General features: G+C 62.0%; 14 protein-coding genes and 1 pseudogene. 6 read left to right on the top strand and 9 right to left on the bottom strand.

Annotation, left to right across the window (positions count from 1 at the left end; translation table 11 throughout):
* Positions 1-32: 32 nt before the first annotated feature.
* Positions 33-1,817, top strand: a pseudogene (locus tag B5E41_RS11160) (thiamine pyrophosphate-requiring protein).
* An 84-nt stretch (positions 1,818-1,901) separates the two neighbouring features.
* Here the strand turns inward: B5E41_RS11160 and B5E41_RS11155 are convergent.
* The 7 genes from B5E41_RS11155 to B5E41_RS11125 all read right to left on the bottom strand — a co-directional run bounded on the left by B5E41_RS11155 (position 1,902) and on the right by B5E41_RS11125 (position 9,539).
* Positions 1,902-2,666, bottom strand: coding sequence for a FadR/GntR family transcriptional regulator (locus B5E41_RS11155; protein ID WP_064806492.1), 765 nt, complete (start codon positions 2,664-2,666; stop codon positions 1,902-1,904).
* 131 nt (positions 2,667-2,797) lie between these two features.
* The gene (locus B5E41_RS11150) at positions 2,798-3,862 is read right to left on the bottom strand and encodes a four-carbon acid sugar kinase family protein (protein WP_088393538.1); all 1,065 of its coding nucleotides are present in this window, start codon (positions 3,860-3,862) and stop codon (positions 2,798-2,800) included.
* Entirely contained in the window at positions 3,859-4,851 is a 993-nt protein-coding gene (locus B5E41_RS11145; protein WP_088393536.1) for an ABC transporter ATP-binding protein, read from the bottom strand. The genes B5E41_RS11150 and B5E41_RS11145 overlap by 4 nt, the downstream gene beginning before the upstream one ends.
* Positions 4,851-5,855, bottom strand: a complete 1,005-nt coding sequence (locus tag B5E41_RS11140) for an ABC transporter ATP-binding protein (protein ID WP_088393534.1) — start codon at positions 5,853-5,855, stop codon at positions 4,851-4,853. Before B5E41_RS11140 ends, B5E41_RS11145 begins: the two co-directional genes overlap by 1 nt.
* On the bottom strand, positions 5,852-6,811 hold the full coding sequence (locus B5E41_RS11135; protein WP_064812429.1) for an ABC transporter permease: 960 nt from the start codon (positions 6,809-6,811) through the stop codon (positions 5,852-5,854). Before B5E41_RS11135 ends, B5E41_RS11140 begins: the two co-directional genes overlap by 4 nt.
* Positions 6,812-6,813: 2 nt before the next feature.
* Positions 6,814-7,770: an ABC transporter permease gene (locus tag B5E41_RS11130; RefSeq protein WP_029531769.1), complete on the bottom strand. Its 957-nt coding sequence runs from the start codon at positions 7,768-7,770 to the stop codon at positions 6,814-6,816.
* A 131-nt stretch (positions 7,771-7,901) separates the two neighbouring features.
* Positions 7,902-9,539 (bottom strand): ABC transporter substrate-binding protein, encoded by a 1,638-nt coding sequence (locus B5E41_RS11125; protein ID WP_088393532.1) that lies wholly within the window; start codon positions 9,537-9,539, stop codon positions 7,902-7,904.
* A 303-nt stretch (positions 9,540-9,842) separates the two neighbouring features.
* Here B5E41_RS11125 and B5E41_RS11120 point away from each other — a divergent pair, with 303 nt between their 5' ends.
* From B5E41_RS11120 to B5E41_RS11100, 5 genes are all read left to right on the top strand, one after another.
* Positions 9,843-10,745, top strand: coding sequence for a dihydrodipicolinate synthase family protein (locus tag B5E41_RS11120; RefSeq protein ID WP_088393788.1), 903 nt, complete (start codon positions 9,843-9,845; stop codon positions 10,743-10,745).
* Between the two features lie 10 nt (positions 10,746-10,755).
* A complete protein-coding gene (locus tag B5E41_RS11115) occupies positions 10,756-11,943 on the top strand; it encodes a sialidase family protein (RefSeq protein WP_088393530.1) in 1,188 nt (395 codons plus the stop codon).
* 346 nt (positions 11,944-12,289) lie between these two features.
* On the top strand, positions 12,290-13,423 hold the full coding sequence (locus B5E41_RS11110) for an iron-containing alcohol dehydrogenase (protein ID WP_088393528.1): 1,134 nt from the start codon (positions 12,290-12,292) through the stop codon (positions 13,421-13,423).
* A 30-nt stretch (positions 13,424-13,453) separates the two neighbouring features.
* Entirely contained in the window at positions 13,454-14,440 is a 987-nt protein-coding gene (gene pdxA / locus B5E41_RS11105) for a 4-hydroxythreonine-4-phosphate dehydrogenase PdxA (RefSeq protein ID WP_088393786.1), read from the top strand.
* Between the two features lie 145 nt (positions 14,441-14,585).
* Positions 14,586-15,431: an alanine--tRNA ligase-related protein gene (locus B5E41_RS11100; protein ID WP_245303080.1), complete on the top strand. Its 846-nt coding sequence runs from the start codon at positions 14,586-14,588 to the stop codon at positions 15,429-15,431.
* A gap of 102 nt (positions 15,432-15,533) precedes the next feature.
* On the opposite strand, the gene glpK is transcribed toward B5E41_RS11100, so the two are convergent.
* Complete coding sequence (gene glpK, locus B5E41_RS11095; RefSeq protein WP_088393524.1) at positions 15,534-17,036, bottom strand: glycerol kinase GlpK; 1,503 nt, start codon at positions 17,034-17,036, stop codon at positions 15,534-15,536.
* 147 nt (positions 17,037-17,183) lie between these two features.
* Entirely contained in the window at positions 17,184-18,908 is a 1,725-nt protein-coding gene (locus B5E41_RS11090; RefSeq protein ID WP_037145939.1) for an ABC transporter substrate-binding protein, read from the bottom strand.
* Between the last annotated feature and the right edge of the window lie 10 nt (positions 18,909-18,918).

Raw genomic sequence — 18,918 nt, 5'->3', positions numbered from 1 at the left:
CACATCCACACGATCCCGGGAGAACAGCATCCATGGCGAAAACTGTCGGCGATTTCCTTGTGGCACGGCTTGGCGAATGGGGCGTGCGGCGTCTGTTCGGCTATCCCGGCGACGGCATCAACGGCGTCTTCGGGGCGCTCCATCGCGCATCCGACAAGATGGAGTTCGTCCAGGCGCGACACGAGGAAATGGCGGCTTTCATGGCAGCCGCCTATGCGAAATTCTCAGGCGAGCTCGGTGTCTGCATCGCAACCTCGGGACCTGGTGCCACCCATCTGATCACCGGTCTTTACGACGCTCGCATGGACCACCAGCCGGTTCTCGCCATCGTCGGCCAACAGGCGCGCCGTGCCCTCGGCGGACATTACCAGCAGGAGCTCGACCTTGCCGCCCTCTTCAAGGACGTCGCGAGCGATTTCGTGCAGCAGGCTTCCGCTCCAGCGCAGGTGCGGCATCTGATCGACCGCGCGGTTCGCATCGCGCTCGCAAACCGGGCGGTGACAGCAATCATTCTGCCAAACGATCTGCAGGAAATGCCCTATGAGGAGCCAGCGCGAAAGCATGGAACCGTGCATTCGGGACCGGGTTACCACCCGCCGCGGGTCTTTCCGCATGGAGACGATCTTCAGGCTGCGGCCGATATTCTGAACGCGGGAAAGAAAGTGGCGATCCTCGTCGGCGCCGGCGCGCTCAACGCCACGGACGAGGTCATTGCCGTTGCGGACCGCCTGCAGGCGGGCGCTGCCAAAGCCCTACTCGGCAAGGCAGCGCTGCCGGATGACCTGCCATGGGTGACAGGTTCGATCGGCCTGCTCGGGACAGAGCCCTCATGGAACCTCATGCGCGACTGCGACACCCTGTTGATGATTGGTTCCGGTTTTCCCTACTCCGAATTCCTGCCGGAAGAAGGCCGGGCGCGCGGCGTGCAGATCGACATCAATCCCGACATGCTGTCGCTGCGCTATCCGATGGAGCTCAACTTGACCGGTGATGCGGCCGAAACGCTCAGCGCGCTGCTGCCTCTCTTGTGGGAAAATCCTGATACCAGCTGGCGGCAAACGATCGAGAAAGACGTCGCCTCCTGGTAGAAGACCCTGGACGAGCGCGCCCATGTCGACGCCAATCCGGTCAATCCGCAGCGCGTCGTCACCGAACTTTCGCCGCGGCTGCCGGCAAACGCCGTCGTCACCAGCGATTCCGGCTCCTGCGCAAGCTGGTATGCCCGGGACCTGAAGATGCGCCGCGGCATGAAGGCATCGCTTTCCGGTGGCCTGGCATCGATGGGAGCTGCCGTCCCTTACGCGATCGCCGCCAAATTCGCTCATTCCGATCGCCCCGTCGTCGGCCTGGTCGGCGACGGCGCCATGCAGATGAATAATCTCGCCGAGATGATCACCGTTGCCAAATACTGGAAGAGCTGGGCCGATCCGACTTTCGTCATCTGCGTCTTCAACAACCAGGATCTGAACCAGGTGACGTGGGAGCAGCGAGTGATGGAGGGCGATCCGAAATTCGACGCGTCGCAGTCCATTCCTGACATAGCCTATCACAAGTTCGCCGACCTCATCGGAATGCGCGGCATTTTCGTCGACCAGCCGGATAGGCTCGGCGCCGCATGAGAAGCAGCCCTGACCGCCGGTTGCCCCGTCATCCTCGAGGTGAAGACCGACCCGGAAGTGCCGCCGCTGCCGCCGCACATCACCTTCGAGCAGATGCGAAATCTCACCTCGGCCTTAATGACGGGGGATCCGCATCAGGAGGGTGTCATTGCCGGTACTTTCCGCCAGCTCTTTGCCGGCATTCTTTTGCGGCGATAACCTCATTACCGCTTCAAAATATCACTTAAAGCGGCTCGGACTGGGGAATGACATCTGATGCCCGTATGCGGCTCGGCGACAAGGTTAAAAGGACAGGTCGAGCACCCTGCCTTCGAACAGCCGGTCCCGGGAGCCTTCGAGATGTGCCTTCATCAGCCGTTGCGCATCATCAGCCCGGCCATCGGCGATCGCCTTGTAGATGGCGTTGTGCTCCTCATAGACCTGTTCCAGCCCCTGCCGGGGACCGAGCAAGGAAAGGCCATGAAGGTGCATGCCGACGGCGATATGCGCTTTCAGGGCATCGATCGAGGCCGTGTAATAGTGATTGTTGGCTGCCTCCGTCACGGCGCGATGGAAGATGAAATCGGCGTCGGTGCGGTGCAGCTGATGGCTGGTCGCTTCGCGCAGATCGGCAAGGGCGCTGGCGATCTTCTGGATCGCCTGCTCATTGCGGCGTTTGGCGGCGAAATAGGCCGCGGCTGGCTCGATGGTCAGACGAAACTCGTAGCAGCGCTGAATATCGGCAATCGTCTTGACCGGCGAATAGGCAAGCTGCGTTGTCGGCGATCCATGCGCACTGACGAAGGTGCCGGCCCCCTGTCGGGCATAGACCATGCCCTGATCACGCAGGCGCGCCAGCGCATCGCGGACGATCGGCCGGGAAACACCCAGCATCGAGGCAAGTTCATGTTCGCCGGGAAGGCGTGAATCCGGCGGATAATTTCCGCCACGAATCCGCTCGAGCAACTGGTCGAAGACACGATCCACCAGCTTGACGGCCTTGCCGCGTTCGGGCTTGCCCGGCGGGCCGGTTTCCGCGTTCAAAGATTCGCCATTCGCTTCAACCACGTCATTCTCCCCGACGGTATCTTACTAGAGCATGATGCCGAAAAGTGTGAGCGGTTTTCGGACGACATCATGCTCTCACTCCAGAATTTAGAACAGAACGATTTAGGCTGGTTGGCCTAAATCATCCTGTTCTATGCCGCCTGATTCCGAAGAACCAGCTTTAGCAGACTATCGGGCTTGCCGAAGCCCCCCGACTTGACGGCGCACCGAAAACGCCGGCCATCGGCGGCCGTGACATCGAACCAGGGAATGCCAGCCTCGATCTCGCCCTTGGGCGCCAAAACCCTCACGCCCAATGTGCGGAAAACGGCAAGAGCCGTATCGCCGCCGCCGACCATCAGCATATCAGGCCTCGTGTCGTCGATGACGGCCTTGACGCCTGCCGCAAAGTTGCGGGCGACGAGCCCCGCATCGGCTGCCATATCGCCTGTGCAACGCAACAGCACCGGCAGCGCCAGGCCCTCTCCACATTCGATCTCGCCCATCGGCGCGTCCACCACCATGCGCAATGCACCCGTGCCTTCAAGTCGGTTCATCTGAGCGGCAGTGATCGGATCGCGCGAGCCGAAGGCAAACAGGGTCCGCGGGCTTGCTGCAAATTCCCTCCCGATCGATTGACCTGCCTCGCCGAGGTGGCGCGCAAGTGCGGCGCCGAGACCCCGGGCGCCGACCGCAAGGGTCGTCTGCCAGTCATGCCCTTCGGCGATCTGGTCAAGATCGGCATCGTCCTCGGCATCGGCAACGACAACGCGGTCCGCGCCGGTTTTGAACAGCTCAGCGATCGGCAGCGGCCGGTTGACGCCGCGGCCGACGACACAGCCCCGGTAGGTCAACCGCTCCTGATCGGGAATGGCGGGCGCGACGAGGACGGTCTTGAGGTCGAATGCCTTCGCCAGCGCCATGCTTTCCGCCGCGACATTGCCTTTCAGCCGGGAATCGATCTTCTTCATGACGACCGCAGGCTTCTCGCCACGAAAGACCGCCGCCGCCGAGTGTACTCTTTCGGCGGCTTCGCGCTCGTCCAGTGCGCGAGAGGCGGTGTTGATGACGACGACATCGCAGCCGGTGGCGACCGCCTCCTGCGCCGCCTCTATATCGATGGCGACGGCCACCGAAAGGCCGGCTTCGACGAAGGGCGTGCCGGTATCGAGCGCACCGGTCAGATCGTCGGCAATGATCGCAGCCTTCAGGATCATGCGATTTGCTCCGTATTGACGGCGTGGCACGCAACGAGATGACTGGGCCTGGCTTTCTTCCAAGCGGGGATGACCTTGCTGCAGACATCCATGGCGATCGGGCAGCGCGTGTGGAAACGGCAGCCGGACGGCGGGTTCAGCGGGCTCGGCACGTCGCCCTGCAGGATCTGGCGCTGGCGGGTGCGCTCCAGTTCCGGATCGGTCTCCGGAACGGCCGACAGCAGCGCCTTTGTATAGGGATGCAGCGGATTGTCGAAAAGCTCCTCGCGGGTGGCGAGTTCGGCCAGCCGCCCGAGATACATGACGCCGACGCGGGTGCTGATGTGGCGCACGACGGCAAGATCATGGGCGATGAAGAGGTATGTCAGCCCGTATTTTTCCTGCAGATCGAGCAGCAGGTTAATGATCTGCGCCTGGATCGAAACGTCGAGTGCCGAGATCGCCTCGTCGCAGACGATGAATTTCGGCTGGCAGGCAAGCGCGCGGGCAATGACGACGCGCTGGCGCTGGCCGCCGGAAAGTTCGTGCGGATAGCGCTGGGCAAAGCGTGTGGGCAAGCCGACATCGGTGAGCAGCGTCGCTACCCTCTCCTTCAGCTCAGCCTTGGTGCAGAGCTTATGAAAGAGCATCGGCTCGCCGATCGCTTCGCCCACGGTCATGCGGGGGTTGAGCGTCGAATAGGGATCCTGGAAGACGATCTGGAGGTCGCGGCGGAAGGGCCGCATTTGCTTCTCGTCGAGCGTCGCGAGGTCCTGACCCTTGTAGACGACCCTGCCGCTGGTCGCCTTGTAGAGGTTAAGGATGGTGAAACCGGTCGTCGATTTGCCGCAGCCGGATTCGCCGACGAGGCTCAGCGTCTCGCCTTCCATGATGTCGAGGTCGACATTGTCGAGCGCATAGACGGTCGCCGAGCGCTCGCCGAATGCGCCAAGCTTGACGTGAAAATGCTTGACCAGGTTTTCGACCTTGAGCAGCGGTTGAGCAGCCATCACGCGGCCTCCTGCATTCTCTGGACGACGAAACAAGCGGCGCGATGGCTGCTGCCGCTCAAAGGTTCGAGCCGCGGCACCTTTTCGTGACAGACCGCCTCTACAAGCGGGCAGCGTGGCGCAAAGGGGCAGCCCTTCGGCCGGCGGCCGGGCTCCGGCGGGGTGCCGCCGATCGAGGAGAGCCGGCTTGCCGGCGGATCCGACAGTTTCGGGATAGAGGACAGCAGACCGCGCGTATAGGGATGGCTCGGACGGGCATAGAGCTCGTCGACTGGAGCGTCTTCGACGACCGTTCCGGCATAGAGCACGGCGACCCGGTCGACGAGGCCGGCGATCAGCGCCAGATCATGGGTGATCCAGACGACGGACATGCCGAGCTTGGCGCGCAGATCCTTCACCAGATCGACGATCTGGGCCTGGATGGTGACGTCGAGCGCCGTCGTGGGTTCATCGGCGATGAGGAGCTTCGGATTGCAGGCAAGGCCGATTGCGATCATCACGCGCTGGCGCATGCCGCCTGATAGTTCGTGCGGAAAGGCCTGCAGGCGCTCTTCCGGACCCGGAATGCCGACCAGGCGCAGAAGCTCGACGGCACGGGCGCGGGCTCCCGCCTTCTTCATGCCGCGGTGGTAGATCAGCGGCTCGCAGATCTGGTCGCCGACACGCATCACGGGATTGAGCGAGGTCATCGGATCCTGAAAGACGAAACCGATGTCGCCGCCGCGCACCTTGCGCAATTCGCCGTTCGACATCGTCTGCAGGTCGCGGCCGTCGAAGGTCGCCGATCCCTTGGTGACCTTGATCTTGTTCGGCAGGAGCCGCATCAGGCTCAGCATGGTGAGGCTCTTGCCGCAACCGGATTCGCCGACGACGCCGAGGGTCTCTCCCTTGTCGACATGGAGATCGATGCCGTCCACGACGACGGCGGGACCGTTGCGGCCGTCGATTTCGACGGTGAGACCCCTGACATCCAGCAGGCGTTCTGTGCTTTTCGTGTTCATCATTTGCTGCCCCGCGGGTTGAGCGCGTCGTTGAGGCCGTCGCCGAGGAAGCTGAAGGCAACCGAGGCGAGGCCGAGCACGGCCGCCGGAGCGGCGAGAAGATGCGGATAATGCTGCCAGACGCGAAGGCCGTCCGAGATCATGTTGCCCCAGCTCGGCGTTGGCGGGTTGACCCCGACCCCGAGGAAGCTGAAGGCGCTTTCCAGCACCATCGCCGTGCCGAGACCGGCACTGACCGAGACGATCAGCGGCCCGAGTGCATTCGGTACGACATAGCGCTTGATGATGACCCAGTTCGACAGGCCGAGCGCCTGGGCAGCGGTGATATAAGGCCTGCTGCGGATCGACAAAACCTGGGCGCGCACCAGACGGGCATAGGGCGGCCAGGAGATCAGCGCCATTGACCCGAAGACGAGGATGAAATCCACCCATATCGTCTGGCGGTAGAAAGGATTGAGGGTCTCGAGGTAGCGCGCCTCCATCCAGCGGGTGATCGGCGATTTCAGCGAGGCATTGATGACGACGACGAGCAGCAGGTTGGGAACAGACATCGTGACGTCGGTCAGCCACATGATGGCGCGGTCGAAGGGATTGCCGAAGAAGCCGGCGACCGCGCCGAGCGTGAGGCCGATCAGCACGGCGAAGAAGGTGACGATGACGGCGACGAGGAAGGCGGTACGCGTGCCGAAGACGACGCGGCTGAAGACATCGCGGCCGAGGTCGTCGGTTCCGAAGAAGTGGCTCATCGACGGCAGCGCGTTGCGCGCGTTGAGGTCCTGGCTGAGATAATCATAGGGCGTGAGATACGGCCCGAAGATCGCCGTGAAGGCGAGGATCAGGACGACGATGAGGCCGAAGACGGCGAGCTTGTTGCGCCGCAGCCGATGCCAGGCGTCGCGCCACAGGCTGACCGGCGGCTCTTCGACGGTTTCGGTGGTGGAAAGAGGGATGGCGGACATGGTCAGCGGCTCCTTCTTGAATCATTGGCGCGCGGGTCGAGCAGCGGATAGAGCACGTCCACCAGGAGGTTCGACACCATCACCAGGAACGATCCGATCAGTGTGATCGCCAGGATGACGGGATAATCGGAATTGATCAGGGCCTGCACCGTCAGCCGGCCGAGCCCCGGCAGGCCGAAGACGAGCTCGACGAAGATCGCCCCGTTGACGATGGTAATCATGATCAGGCCCAGCTGGGTCACGACAGGGGTCAGCACCGGCCGCAGAATATGGCGCAGCGCCACGATGATCTCCGGCACACCCTTGGCGCGGGCGGTGCGGACGAAATCCTCCGACAGCACCTCGATCACCGCGGCGCGCGTCTGGCGCACGATCAGCGCAATCGGCTGGAAGGAAAGCACGAGCAGCGGCAGCAGGATGCGGACATCGAAGACGCCGCCCCAGCCATAAGGCACGCTCGTGCCCGGCAAAAGCACGATGAGGCCGACCATCAGCAGCGGACCGGCGACATAGGCGGGGATCGCCCAGAGGAAGAGCGCCGAGCCCAGAATGGCATAGTCGAGGCGCGAATTCTGGTTCAGCGCGGCGATCATGCCGAGCGGGATCGCGACGACAGCCGTCAGGATGATGGCGCAGAGGGCAAGCTGGAACGAGACCGGGGCGGCAGCCGAGACCATCGCCCAGACGGCGCGGCCTGATGTTAGCGAATTGCCGAACTGGCCGTGCAGCAGGTTCCAGATGTAAAGGCCGAACTGTTCGATGAAGGGCCTGTTGAGCCCCGCACTTTCGCGGATGGCCTCGATGCGCTGCGGATTATAGGCGACGTCGCCCGGCGCGCGCAGGAAGATGAGCTTGATCGGATCGCCGGCGCCGTAGAAGGCCAGCGCGTAGACGGCCAGCATCACCACGAGAACGGACGGAATCCAGATGGCGAACCGGGTTAGCACGTAGCGCAGCAAGGCCACCTCCCACCTGTTGTCGATGCGTTCCCGCCCTTTGCTAAAGCCCGGCAGATCGCATCTCTTCTTCTCGAACTTGCGCGAAGGCCTTGCGGCCCTCGCGCGCTCATTGTCAGAAACGATAGGTCCAATCAGCCGATCGAAATGTTCCAGGGTTCGGCGATCTGCCAGTCGAGGTTCTTCTCCATGCCCTTGACCTCCTTGGTGGCCCAGCGCGACATCGCCTGAGAATACCATGGAATGAAGGCCCAATCCTCGCGGAACGCCTTCTGGGCTTGCTGGGCGAGAGCAACGCGCTGCGGATCGTCCGCAGCCTTGGTCGCCGCTTCGGCAAGGGCGCTGTCGACCTTGTCGTTCTTGTATCCGCCGAGCTTGTTCTGCGCGTTCGACGAGGTCGAGGCGATGCTGCCCGCCAGATAGGAAACGGCGTCTGGAACACGGGTGCCGACGTCGTCGCGGAAGATCTGGACCGAGTTCTGATCCGGACCGGCATAGGCGTCCTGCTGCGGCTTCATGTCGACGGCCGTGATACCGAGGTTCTGGCGCCACTGCTCGGCGATGAACTGGGCGGCCGCCTGAATGGCCGGCGCCGAGATGCCGACGAAGAGGAGCTTCGGCAGGCGCTCGGGCCCGCCATAGCTCGATTCGGCAAGCAGCTTCTTGGCGGCTGCCGGATCATAGGGAAAAGGCTCGAAGCCGGAATTGTCGGCGCCGGGCACCGAGTTGAGGATCTGGTCGGCCTTCTTGTGCGGCCCATCCGGATAGGACGCCTTGAACAGGCCGTCGCGATCGACCGCCATGATCAGCGCCTGGCGCACCTTCGGATCGTCCATCGGCGCGCGGGAAGTGTTGAACCAGAAGTGCTGGCTGGTCGGGATCAGCGGGCCGGCCGAGAATTCCGGGCCGAGATCCTGAATGATCGTCGAGGTGACAAGCTCGGTATGGGCGTTGAACTCGCCCGACTTGATCAGCGACGTCGCAGTGACATTATCCTCGATCGAGGTGATGTCGATGCGGGCAAGCTTGGGCTTCGGCCCGAAGAATTTCTCATTCGGCTCGAAGGTGATTTTGCCGGCATCGATATCGATGCTCGTCAGCTTGAACGGGCCGGAGAAAACCGGCTTGTTCTCCGGCTTGTACCAGTCGATAATTTCCTCGCCGTCGCTGCCGCGCGACTGCGACGCCTTTGTGATCGGAGCGATATGGTTGGCGAGGCGCATGAAGAAGATCGGATCGGCGGCGGCGAGCGTCACGACGACCGTAGCTTCGTCGGGCGTCGCGACCCCGGTCAGCTCATTGCCCGAGCCGGCGGCGATTTCGGCGTAGCCCTTGACCTTGCTCAGCACCTGGTCGGCGCGCTGGCTCTTGGTGTTCGGCATCGAGGCGACTTCCCACGATCCCTTTACGTCAGCCGAGGTGATCTTGCTGCCGTCGGAGAAGACGGCCTTGGGGTCGATCTTGAAGGTCCAGACCGTGTTGTCGGCCGATTCCCAGCTGGTGAAGACGTAGGGCTTGATATTGCCCTGACTGTCGAAATACATCGGCGAAGCCCACCAGATCGAGTTCCAGCGGAAGGTTCTGCCGCCGCCACGCATCGGCGACCAGTCCTGGTCGAAGGCCGGATGGGCGACCTTCAGGACCTGGCCTTCATCGGCCAGCACGATGCGGGCATTCATCCCGAACACGGTCAGCCCGACGCCGGCGGCGAGGCCGAGTTTCAATGCATTGCGACGCGATAAATTGGTTTTGTCAGATTGATCAAGAGACATGGCATTCCTCCCAGGTGAAATCGGCAGCGCTCTCCCTGCGCTGCCAGGCGCAGCACAATCCATCGCCTATCGTTCTCTCGTTATTGTAAATATGTCAACAAAAAATCGCGATTTTCATTCGAGCAAAATTTATCTCTTGAAAAACAATAGCAATTTCAATCGGATAATTTTTCCGTCAGGAATGAACGCATTTTGTCTTCTTGACAAAAGCGCTGCAATGGAAAAGTTTTTCGCAATCCATCGCGACAGACATGACAATTGCCCGTGCAGCCGGAAAAGACGGGACGCACCGAGGAGGGCGGAATGAGCCACAGGATTACAGGCGTTTTCAGCGCGGCCGCAACGCCGCTGACGGCAGACAATACGCCCGACCTCACTCTTTTCACCGATCACTGCCGGCGGCTGCTGGCCGAGGGATGCCATGGCGTCGCCCTGCTCGGCACCACCGGAGAGGCCAACTCCTTCTCCGGAGCCGAGCGCCGCGCCATATTGGAGGCGGCGGTGAAGGCCGGCATTCCGGCCGACAGACTTTTGCCGGGCACCGGCGTCGTCGCCGTTCCCGAGACGGTGGAACTGACCCGGCACGCGCTGTCGCTCGGCGTCACCAAGGTGGTGATGCTGCCGCCCTTCTATTACAAGGGCGTCTCGGACGACGGCCTGTTCGCCGCCTATTCACAGGTTCTGGAAAAGGTCGCCGACACCCGCCTGCAGGTCATCCTCTATCATATTCCGCAGGTCTCGGGTGTGCCGCTCTCCATTCCGCTGATCGGCCGGCTGATTGCGGCCTTCCCCGAAACCGTCGTCGGCATCAAGGAATCGGCTGGTGATTTCAATAACATGCAGGCCATCATCGCCGCTCATCCCGGTTTCTCGGTCCTGGCCGGCGCCGATCCGCTGCTGTTGCCGCTGATGAAGGCCGGCGGCGCAGGCTGCATCACGGCCACCTCCAATCTGGTGGCGGATTCGCTCCGCACCGTATACGACCATGTTCATGACGAAGCGCGCGCCGCCGATGTCGAGGCGGCGCAGGCGCGCATCCACGCCTATCGCACGCTGTCCAACTCCTACGTCCAGATCCCGACCATCAAGGCAATGGTCGGGCTGAAGACAGGGAACCCCGCCTGGAAGCGTACGCGCGCGCCGCTGATGCCGCTGAGCGAGGCGGATTATGCCGCCCTCGCCGGTAGCTACGCCAAACTGCCTTGAGGAGATCGCCATGACATTTACCGGCCTGCCTCCGGAAGACGTGCCCGCTCTGATGACCGGGGCCGTCACCCCGCACCCCTCTGTCGCGGGCCGCGCCGATGCCTACCTGCCCTCGCCCTGCATCCAAAACCATGCAGCAAATCTCGCCTTTCTTCCCGACGGCACGCTGAGCTGCGTCTGGTTCGGCGGCACGATGGAGGGCATGGGAGATATTTCGATTTACATGTCGCGGCTGCCACCGGGCTCCGAGCGGTGGTCGGAACCGGAAAAGATGAGCGACGATCCGGAGAAATCAGAGCAGAACCCATTGATTTTCAACGCGCCGGACGGAACGACATGGCTGCTCTACACATCGCAGACCTCCGGCAACCAGGATGGCTCGATTGTCAAATGCCGGATTTCGGGTGACGGCGGCAAGACATTCGGTCCGGTCCAGATCCTCTGCGACAGCCCCGGTACCTTCGTTCGCCAACAGATCGTCGTCAACGACCGTGGCGACTGGCTGCTGCCGATCTTCCGCTGCGTCGGGCTTGAGGGCCAACGCTGGAGTGGCGATGCCGATACGGCAGCGGTGCTGATCTCGCGCGACGGCGGCGCCAGCTGGCAAATGCGCGATATTCCCGACAGCATCGGCGCCGTCCACATGAACATTCTGCCGCTTGGCGGCGGCGACATGGTCGCCTTCTACCGCAATCGTTTCGCCGAAACCATTCTTTCCAGCCGATCGGCGGATGGCGGCGAAACCTGGAGCCCGCCCGAGCCGACCGAACTGCCGAACAACAACTCCTCAATCCAGGCCACTGTTCTGGATAATGGAGGGATTGCAATGGTTTACAACCATTCGAATGCTGATATGTCGGATGCGCGGCGTCAGTCTCTCTACGACGAAATCGAGGGTGACGAGGCTGGAGAGCCCGCTGTTGCTGTTGCCGATACCGGCCGCAAGGCGGTCTGGGGTGTGCCGCGCGCACCGCTCAGCCTGGCGATTTCGAGGGATGGCGGCAGGACCTTTCCGCATCGCATGGATCTCGATACAGGCGACGGCTTCTGTCTCAGCAACAATTCCAAGGATTCGCTGAACCGCGAATTCTCCTATCCCTCGGTCATCCAGGGCAGCGACGGCACGCTCCATGTCGCCTACACCTATTACCGGCGAGCCATCAAATATGTGCGGCTCGCCTCGCAAGCGCTGCCGTAAGCAAAATGCCGGCCTGGAATTGTAAATCTGCTTTCCGATCCCGCATGAGACCATGCGGGACACAGGGAGATCGGCCGGTCACGCCGAGGATTTGACAACAGGTTTGGCCTCGCCGCCGCCGACATGATGGCGGCTAACCTTTTAACCGACCGTTCGATCCACACACATTATAAGCATCTGATGTTAAATCATATACTGGAACGCAGAAATGGCCGTAGGCCTGTTCTGCGACATGCTCGGCGATAAAATTTCCGCCGATCTGGATTGTCGGCTTGACATTGATATTACAACTTTACAATAAATGGAGTGACACTATCGCCGCAAGATCTTGCAGGAGGACTGGTTCATGGCCAGCTTGGATTCGCCAATCACGATCGTTCGGCCGCATCTGATCGAATTCGGCATCGGCACGGCGGCAAAGCTCGGCAAATGGGCTGCCGAAAAGGGTTATAGGCGCACGCTCGTCATCTCCGATGCTTTCAATGCCTCGCGCATCGACCTGCTGGAATTAAAGGGCGGGGTGACGGTCTTTGCCGAAGTGACGCCCGAGCCGGATACCGCCAATCTCGAAAAAGTCCTGGCGGCGGCCAACGGCGCCGACGCCGAACTGATCGTCGGCTTCGGCGGCGGCAGCGCCATGGATCTGGCAAAACTCGCCGCCGTTCTTGCCGGCTCCGCACAGACGCTGCATGACGTCGTCGGCCCGAACAAGGTGCACGGGCCGCGCAAGGTGGCGCTCGCCCAGGTGCCGACAACATCGGGCACCGGCAGCGAGGCGGGCATCCGCGCGCTCGTCACCGACCCCAGGACGATGGCGAAGCTCGCTGTCGAAAGCCTGCATATGCTAGCCGATATCGCCGTCATCGATCCGGCGCTCACCTTCAGCGTGCCGCCGCGCACGACGGCCGCCACCGGCGTCGACGCCATGGCCCATTGCGTCGAGGCGTTCACCAATCGCAAGGCCCATCCGATGGTCGATATCTACGCGATCGAGGGAACGCGGCTGGTCGGCAAATATCTCGCCCGCGCCGTCAGGGACGGCAACGATGCCGAAGCGCGCTCCGGCCTGTCGCTCGCCTCGCTCTATGGCGGCTTCTGCCTCGGTCCGGTCAATACCGCCGGCGGCCATGCGCTGGCTTATCCGCTCGGCACACGCTGGCATGTGGCGCATGGCGCTGCGAATGCGCTGATCTTCCCGCATGTTCTCGCCTTCAACACGCCGTCTGCGCCCGAGAAGACGAAAGCGGTGATGGCAGCGCTTGGGCGTCAAACCTCGGAAAACTCAGGCCCCGTCTTCGATGCGGCCTATGCTTTCTGCGCCGAACTCGGCATCGAGATGAAACTGTCAGGCCTCGGCGTGCCGGAAAGCGATCTCGACGCCATGGCCGACGACGCCTTTGCCATTCGCCGCCTGCTCGACAACAATCCGCGCGATCTTACCCGCGCCGACATTCGCTCGATTTACGCAGCCGCTTTTTAGGCGGCGCGGTTTTCAGAAGGGACTTCGATGATGGATAGAAATGCGAAAGTCGCCGTCACGCTCGGTGATCCCGCCGGCGTCGGCCCCGAGGTGATCGTCAAGGCCCTAGCGGCTCTTCCGAGCGAAGAGCGCCGCGATTTCGTCATCATCGGCAATGTCGAAGCGCTGGAACGCGCCGACCGTGTCAGCGGCACCGGGCTGAAATTCGGGCCGGCCGATACCCCCGGCGATGACAGGATCGCCGTCGATGAAGTTCCGCTCGGCGCGGCCCTGCCCGAGATCGGCAAGGTCAGCCCCGTCGCCGGCGATGCGTCGGTGCGCTACATCACCCGCGCCGTCGATCTTGCCATGTCCGGGCAGGCCGATGTCATCGTCACCGCGCCGATCAATAAGGAAGCGATGAACCTTGCCGGCCATCACCATGACGGCCATACCGGGCTTCTCGCACACCTCACAGGCTCGAAGAGCTCCTTCATGCTGCTTGCTTCCGAGCGGCTGAACACCATCCATGTCTCGACCCATATCTCGCTGAAGGGCGCGATCGAACGCGCCAAGACCGAGCGGGTGCTCGCCACCATCGAGGCTGGCCACCGCCATTTCCTGCGCCTCGGCAAGAAAGCGCGCATCGCCGTTGCCGGCCTCAATCCGCATTGCGGCGAAAACGGCCTGTTCGGCACCGAGGACATGGAATTCCTGGCGCCGGCCGTCGAGCAGGCGCAGGCCAGGGGTATCGACGTTATTGGCCCGATCTCCGCCGACACGGTCTTCGCCCGCGCCTATAACGGCGCCTTTGATCTGGTCATTGCCCAGTATCACGATCAGGGCCATATCCCGATCAAGCTTGTCGCCTTCGAGACGGCCGTAAACGTCTCGCTCGGCCTGCCGATCGACCGTGTCTCGGTGGATCACGGCACCGCCTTCGACATTGCCGGTACCGGTAAGGCCAATCACGTCAATATGCTCTCGGCAATCGCCTATGCGAGACTCATGGCCCGCTCGCCACGGCAGAGGACGTAATTACAAGATCCTGAGCTGCGCAGATGCAGGACAGCGTCATCATGCTCTGCCTTTGGTGCCGGCAGATTGCCGCAGACGCGCGATATCGCTATCTTGCAGAAAGGCACGAACAGCAAAGGAGGTTGCCTATGTCATCGCGGGACGCCTGATCCAGCACTATCAAGACTTCTGCCTTTCCAAAGGCATCGATTTCACATGCATTGAATCCGTACGGCCGCACGACGATACAACGCTCTTCTGCAGCGCTGGAATGCAGCGGTACAAATCTCTCTTCTCCGATCCTTCATATCGTGGAACCGTCGCAAACAGCCAGGCTTGCCTGCGCATGGGCGACCTCGATGAGATCGGCGACGGGACTCATCTTCTCCACTTCACCATGCTCGGGCTTTTCTCCTTCAGAGAAATGACAGTCGGCGATGCCATCGACTTCTGGCTTGCGTTTCTGGGAACGCTGGGCTTCATGCCGGATCACGTAACGATCCATCCGGACCGCCTTTTCGAATGGACACCGCTCTATCGCGGGCGCGTGCCCGTCATTCCAGATCCGGAATGCATTTGGAGCGATGGCAGCATCACCGGATACTGTACCGAGTTCTACAAGGATGGCGTCGAGATTGGAAACATCGTCAATCCGCTCGGAAGCTGCATAGACGTCGGCTTTGGCGCGGAGCGTCTCGACATGATCGTCAACGGCACGCCGCAAAGCGATGCGCTTGACACATTGCGCGAGACGGTCATGACGATCGTGGAGAGCGGTTATCGGCCGGGCAACAAGGAGCAGGGATATGTTCTGCGCAAATTGCTCCGCCGCATCCATAAAATGGGCGGCGCGCTCGACCATCCCTTTTTTAAGGACGAGGTCGAACGCCAGACGCGGCTCCGCGCTAAATATCTGCGCCTGCGTGACCGCTATTCCGCCATGAGTGCGGATTGGTGGTTTGACACCCATGGCATTGATCTCGCCGACGTTCAGGAGACCATGGGCGAATAACAAGGATAGGGCCGCCTGACAGGCGATGACAGGCGGCCATGGCATACGCCGAACGCCCTCTGGGCACATGCCTGCGTCAGACAGTCCAAACCCGATCCGGCGCTATCCCGCCGCTGTGTCCGAAATCATGCGCGACACGGCGCTCTTCCAACCGATGATCTTGGCCTGCCGCTCGCCCTCCTCCATCGAGGGATTGAAGCGGCGGTCGCAGGCCCAGGCCCGCGCGAACTCCCGCCTGCCCGGCCAGATACCGGCTTTCGAGCCGGCGAGCCAGGCGGCGCCCAGCGCCGTCGTCTCGCGGATCGCCGAGCGGTCGACCGGATTTCCCGTGATGTTGGCCAGGCACTGCATCGTCCAATCCGAAGCCGCCATGCCGCCATCGACGCGCAATACCGTTTCCAACTGGTTAGCGCCCCAGTCCTTCTTCATCGCCACCAGCAGGTCGAGCGTCTGATAGGCGACGGACTCGAGCACGGCGCGGGCAAATTCCGCCGGGCCGCTGTTGCGCGTCAGGCCGAAGATCGCGCCGCGCGCGCCCGGGTCCCAATAGGGCGCGCCGAGGCCGGTGAAGGCCGGAACGATATAGACCTGCTGGCCGGGGTCCGCCTTGGTCGCAAGAACCCCGGCCTCGGAAGCCTGGCTGATGATACCGAGGCCGTCGCGCAGCCATTGTACGGCGGCACCCGCAATGAAGATGGAGCCTTCCAACGCATAGGTCGTCTCGCCGTCGAGCCGGCAGGCAATGGTCGTCAGCATGCGGTTGGAGGAGGAAACACGGTCCCGGCCGGTGTTCAACAGAGCGAAGCAGCCGGTGCCATAGGTGGATTTCATCATGCCCGGCTCAAAGCAGGCATTGCCGACGGCCGCCGCCTGCTGGTCGCCGGCGACACCGAGGATCGGAAGCGCGGCCCCGAACAGAGCCTCGTCGACTAGGCCGAAATCATCGGCGCATTCCCTGACTTCGGGCAGCATGGCTGAGGGAATGCCGAGAATGCCGAGAAGCTCCTCGTCCCATGCGCCGTCATCGATATTGTAGAGCAGCGTTCGCGACGCGTTGGTCGCATCGGTGGCGTGCACACGACCATCAGTAAGCTTGTAGATCAGCCAGCTGTCGATCGTGCCGAAGCAGACCTCGCCCGCCTCGGCCTTCTCGCGCAGGCCATCGACATTGTCGAGCAGCCAGCGCAGCTTCGTTCCCGAGAAATACGGGTCGAGCAGCAGGCCGGTCTTGGCGGAAAACAGCTTCTCATATCCGTCGGCCTTCAGGCTCTCGCACATTTCGGCGGTGCGCCTGTCCTGCCAGACGATCGCGCGGTGAAGCGGCGTGCCGGATTTGCGATCCCAGACGACCGCCGTCTCACGTTGATTGGTGATGCCGATCGCCGCGATCACGGCGGCATCGATGCCGGCATCGGCGATCGCCTTGCGCACTGTATTAAGGACGGACTGCCAGATTTCGGCGGCGTCATGCTCCACCCATCCGGGCTGCGGATAATATTGGGTGATCTCCGCCTGCGCCGAGCCGGCCATTTTCATGTCGCCATCGAAGATGATGGCGCGTGAAGACGTCGTACCCTGGTCGATCGAAAGAATATAGCCGCTCATATCCGTCTCCGGCTCGCACGAAACCGCTCCGCCCAGGAGGGCGGATGCGGGGATTTCATGAGAGAAAGATTGTGAGTGCCACCGGCCTGCTGCCGGTGGCGGGAAGTGAACGGCCGGAAGCCTCGTCGCCTCCGGCCGAGGTCCGCCTTACTTCGACTGCCAGCTCTTGACGAGTTCGTCGTAGTTGACGGTGACCGGCTTTTCCTTCTCGTTCTCGATCTTCAGCTGCGGCGCAAGGTTGCCCTTCTTCACCGCATCCGCGTTCCAATAAGCGAGATCATGCTCTTCGGCCAGCTTCGGGCCGATATCGCCCTGGACGCCCGATTTCTCGATACGACCCATGACCTTCTCCTGCTCGCCGCAGAGAGAATCCATGGCTTCCTGCGGTGTCTTCGCACCGGAGGACGCATCGCCGATTGCCTGCCACCAAAGCTGAGCCAGCTTCGGATAGTCCGGAACGTTGGTACCGGTTGGCGACCACTGAACACGCGCAGGCGAACGATAGAACTCGATCAGACCGCCGAGCTTCGGAGCACGCTCCGTGAAGCTCTTGTCGCGAATGGTGGATTCGCGGATGAAGGTGAGACCGAGCTGGCTCTTCTTCACGTCAACCGTCTTGGAGGTCACGAACTGCGCATAGAGCCAGGCCGCTTTCGCACGGTCCGTCGGAGTCGACTTCATCAGCGTCCAGGAACCGACGTCCTGATAACCAAGCTTCATGCCGTCTTTCCAGTAGACGCCATGTGGGCTCGGTGCCATGCGCCATTTCGGCGTACCGTCCTCGTTCATGACAGGCAGGCCAGGCTTGACCATGTCTGCTGTAAACGCCGTGTACCAGAAGATCTGCTGCGCGACGTTACCCTGTGCCGGAACCGGACCGGATTCCGAGAAGGTCATGCCCTGAGCTTCCGGCGGTGCGTAGGCCTTCAACCAATCGAGATATTTCTGGATCGAGTAGACGGACGCCGGGCCGTTGGTATCACCGCCGCGCGCGACGCATGAGCCGACGGGACGCGACTTTTCGTCGACCTTGATACCCCATTCGTCGACCGGAAGACCGTTCGGCAGGCCCTTGTCGCCGTTGCCGGCCATGGAAAGCCAGGCGTCGGTGAAGCGCCAGCCGAGCGACGGGTCCTTCTTGCCGTAGTCCATGTGGCCGAAGACCTTTTTGCCGTTCTCGTCACGGCCGGTAAAGAATTCAGCAATGTCCTCGTAGGCCGACCAGTTGACCGGAACGCCGAGGTCGTAGCCGTATTTAGCCTTGAAATCGGCCTTGTTCTTCTCGTCGTTGAACCAGTCGTAGCGGAACCAGTAGAGGTTGGCGAACTGCTGGTCAGGAAGCTGGTAGAGCTTTTTATCCGGCGCCGTCGTGAACTTGGTGCCGATGAAGTCGTCGATATCGAGGCCGGGGTTGGTAACGTCCTTGCCTTCGCCGGCCATCCAGTCAGTCAGGTTGCGCACCTGCTGATAGCGCCAGTGGGTCCCGATCAGGTCGGAGTCGTTGACCCAGCCGTCATAAAGGTTCTGACCGGTCTGCATCTGTGTCTGGATCTTCTCGACAACGTCGCCCTCTTGAATGACGTCGTGCGTGACCTTGATGCCGGTGATCGCAGTAAAGGCCGGAGCCAGAACCTCGGACTCATACTTGTGGGTGGTCAAGGTTTCCGAAACGACCTTGATCTCCATGCCGGCGAAGGGCTTCGCAGCATCGACGAACCACTGCATTTCCTTTTCCTGGTCGGCGCGAGAGAGCGTCGACATGTCGCCGATCTCTTTATCCAGGAAAGTCTTTGCCTCGTCCATGCCGGCATAGGCCGACCCGGTCATGGCCAGCAGTACCGCTGCTGTCGTCGTCAATAAATGCCTTCGCATAATGTCCTCC

The sequence above is a fragment of the Rhizobium esperanzae genome, from assembly GCF_002204185.1.
Taxonomy (GTDB): domain Bacteria; phylum Pseudomonadota; class Alphaproteobacteria; order Rhizobiales; family Rhizobiaceae; genus Rhizobium; species Rhizobium esperanzae.
This window is presented reverse-complemented; position numbering and strand designations above follow the sequence as displayed.

What these genes read in the sequence shown, in the direction of transcription:
- B5E41_RS11110 (WP_088393528.1), top strand. Translation starts at nt 12,290, where the DNA reads ATGGCCAGCTTGGATTCGCCAATCACGATCGTTCGGCCGCATCTGATC.
- glpK (WP_088393524.1), bottom strand. Translation starts at nt 17,036, where the DNA reads ATGAGCGGCTATATTCTTTCGATCGACCAGGGTACGACGTCTTCACGC.
- B5E41_RS11140 (WP_088393534.1), bottom strand. Translation starts at nt 5,855, where the DNA reads ATGATGAACACGAAAAGCACAGAACGCCTGCTGGATGTCAGGGGTCTC.
- B5E41_RS11115 (WP_088393530.1), top strand. Translation starts at nt 10,756, where the DNA reads ATGACATTTACCGGCCTGCCTCCGGAAGACGTGCCCGCTCTGATGACC.
- B5E41_RS11150 (WP_088393538.1), bottom strand. Translation starts at nt 3,862, where the DNA reads ATGATCCTGAAGGCTGCGATCATTGCCGACGATCTGACCGGTGCGCTC.
- B5E41_RS11120 (WP_088393788.1), top strand. Translation starts at nt 9,843, where the DNA reads ATGAGCCACAGGATTACAGGCGTTTTCAGCGCGGCCGCAACGCCGCTG.
- B5E41_RS11145 (WP_088393536.1), bottom strand. Translation starts at nt 4,851, where the DNA reads ATGGCTGCTCAACCGCTGCTCAAGGTCGAAAACCTGGTCAAGCATTTT.
- pdxA (WP_088393786.1), top strand. Translation starts at nt 13,454, where the DNA reads ATGGATAGAAATGCGAAAGTCGCCGTCACGCTCGGTGATCCCGCCGGC.
- B5E41_RS11135 (WP_064812429.1), bottom strand. Translation starts at nt 6,811, where the DNA reads ATGTCCGCCATCCCTCTTTCCACCACCGAAACCGTCGAAGAGCCGCCG.
- B5E41_RS11125 (WP_088393532.1), bottom strand. Translation starts at nt 9,539, where the DNA reads ATGTCTCTTGATCAATCTGACAAAACCAATTTATCGCGTCGCAATGCA.
- B5E41_RS11090 (WP_037145939.1), bottom strand. Translation starts at nt 18,908, where the DNA reads ATGCGAAGGCATTTATTGACGACGACAGCAGCGGTACTGCTGGCCATG.